Here is a 2,424-nt window from a genome sequence, read left to right on the forward strand (position 1 = left end):
GACGGCGTGATCGCCGACTTCACCGTCACCGAGCAGATGCTCAAGCAGTTCATCAAGATGGTGCACCCGCGCTCGATGTTCAAGCCGAGCCCGCGCATCATCATCTGCGTGCCCTGCGGCTCGACCCAGGTCGAACGCCGCGCCATCCGCGAATCGGCCCTGGGCGCCGGCGCTTCCGAGGTCTACCTGATCGAAGAACCCATGGCCGCGGCCATCGGGGCTGGTCTGCCGGTGTCGGACGCGTCGGGCTCGATGGTGGTGGACATCGGTGGCGGCACGACCGAAGTCGGCGTCATTTCCCTGGGCGGCATGGTCTACAAGGGCAGCGTGCGCGTGGGCGGTGACCGTTTCGACGACGCCATCATTGCCTACATCCGCCGCAACTACGGCATGCTGATCGGTGAACCCACCGCCGAAGCGATCAAGAAGAACATCGGCTCGGCCTTCCCCGGCAGCGAAGTCAAGGAAATGGAAGTCAAGGGCCGCAACCTCTCCGAAGGTGTGCCACGCAGCTTCACCATCTCCAGCAACGAAATCCTCGAAGCCCTGACCGATCCGCTCAACAGCATCGTCTCGGCCGTCAAGAGCGCGCTGGAACAGACGCCGCCCGAGCTGGGCGCCGACATCGCCGAGCGCGGCATGATGCTGACCGGCGGTGGCGCCCTGCTGCGCGACCTGGACCGCCTGCTGGCCGAAGAAACCGGCCTGCCGGTGCTGGTGGCCGAAGAGCCGCTGACCTGCGTGGTGCGTGGCTGCGGCATGGCCCTGGAGCGCATGGAGCGCCTGGGCACCATCTTCACCAGCGAATAAGCGCGCGGCCGGTCGTCCGGCCCCCCGCAACACGCCCGCGAGAGCCCGACCCGCCATGCCACTGGGCACCCTGGACCGCACACCGCCCCCGTTTTTCAAACAGGGGCCATCGGCGCTGTCCAAACTGATGGTGTTCAGCGCCGTGGCGCTGTTCCTGATGGTGGCCGACACCCGCTTCCGTGTGGCGGTGCCGCTGCGCGCCGCCCTGGCCACCGCGCTGTACCCGGTGCAGTGGCTGGTGCTGCAGCCGGTGCAGGCCGTCGGCGAGGCCGGGGGTTACTTCACCGCGCTGCACACGGCGCAGCAAAACGAAAGCGCTGCCCAGCAGCGCCTGGCGCAGCAGGCCGTGCGCGCGCAGCAAGTGGAACAGTTGCTGCTCGAAAACCAGCGCCTGCGCGAGCTGCTGGCCATGCGCGAGCGCATCGGCGCCACCGCCACCGGCGCGCAGGTGCTGTACGACGCGGCCGACCCGTACGCTCGCAAGGTCGTCATCGACCGCGGCCAGACGCACGGCATCGTGGCCGGCTCGCCGGTGGTCGACGACAGCGGCGTGATGGGCCAGGTCACGCGCGTGTACCCGCTGGTGTCCGAGGTGACGCTGCTGATCGACCGCGACCAGGCGATCCCGGTGCTGAACGCGCGCACCGGTGTGCGCAGCGTGGCCTATGGCCAGCCGGCCGCCAGTGGCGACGCGCTGGAGCTGCGCTACACGCTGGCCAATGCCGACATCAACCAGGGCGACCTGCTGACCACCAGCGGCGTGGACGGCGTGTACCCGCCGGGCCTGCCGGTGGCGCGCGTGACGCAGGTGGAGCGGCGCGCCGAGTCGTCGTTCACCCGCATCGTCTGCGAGCCGCTGGCGCGCGTGCAAGGCGCACTGCATGTGCTGGTGCTGGCGCCGGTGGGCGCTTCGCTGCCGCCGTCGCCCTTGCCCGAGCCGGCGACGCCGTCGCGCCGCCTGGCCACCGACACCGCCAAAGCCCGGAGCGCCGCCCCATGATCATGCGTCCGGGCCAGCAGCTGTTGCTGCCGGCCAACCCCGTCTTCATCTGGTTCAGCCTGCTGGCCGCGCTGGCGCTGAACATGCTCATGAACATGGGCCTGTGGGGGCGCGCCCCCTGGGTGCCCGACCTGCTGGCCCTGGCCCTGGTGTTCTGGAGCGTGCACCAGCCGCTGCGCATCGGCGTGGGCACGGCCTTCTTTTTCGGCCTGGCCATGGACGTGCACCAGGGCGCCCTGCTCGGCCAGCACGCGCTGGCCTACACCGCGCTGGGCTTCCTGGCCATCGCCATGCACCGGCGCCTGCTGTGGTTCCCGGTGCCGACGCAGGCGGTGCAGGTGCTGCCGCTGTTCGCCGCCGCACGGGTGCTGGAGTTGCTGGTGCGCCTGGCCGCGGGCGGCGGGTTCCCGGGCTGGTCCTACCTGCTGGCGCCGCTGATCGAGGCCGCGCTGTGGCCCGTGGTCAGCGTGCTGCTGCTCGCGCCGCAGCGCCGCGCGCCCAACCCCGACGACAACCGACCGCTGTGATGGAACACCCCCGCGCCGCCTTCGGCGTCACCCCCTCAAGGGGGCGATGCGAGTGGCCCGGCAGAGCCGGTTCCACCGCATCCTGGT

At 70.5% G+C, this 2,424-nt stretch carries 3 protein-coding genes; all 3 read left to right on the plus strand.

The window, feature by feature from the left end:
• Positions 1–810 (plus strand): rod shape-determining protein (locus ACR2JA_RS09700; protein ID WP_434008881.1); only part of this gene is annotated, 810 nt, incomplete at its 5' end.
• Positions 811–865: 55 nt separating this feature from the next.
• Positions 866–1,810 (plus strand): rod shape-determining protein MreC, encoded by a 945-nt coding sequence (gene mreC, locus ACR2JA_RS09705; protein ID WP_434008882.1) that lies wholly within the window; start codon positions 866–868, stop codon positions 1,808–1,810.
• Positions 1,807–2,337, plus strand: a complete 531-nt coding sequence (gene mreD / locus ACR2JA_RS09710) for a rod shape-determining protein MreD (protein WP_434008883.1) — start codon at positions 1,807–1,809, stop codon at positions 2,335–2,337. Before mreC ends, mreD begins: the two co-directional genes overlap by 4 nt.
• The last annotated feature ends 87 nt before the right edge of the window (positions 2,338–2,424 follow it).

The organism is Hydrogenophaga sp. (assembly GCF_051007235.1).
Lineage (GTDB): Bacteria > Pseudomonadota > Gammaproteobacteria > Burkholderiales > Burkholderiaceae_C > Hydrogenophaga.

Excerpts from the sequence above, each read along its gene's own strand:
- mreC (WP_434008882.1), top strand. The coding sequence starts at position 866 with ATGCCACTGGGCACCCTGGACCGCACACCGCCCCCGTTTTTCAAACAG.
- mreD (WP_434008883.1), top strand. The coding sequence starts at position 1,807 with ATGATCATGCGTCCGGGCCAGCAGCTGTTGCTGCCGGCCAACCCCGTC.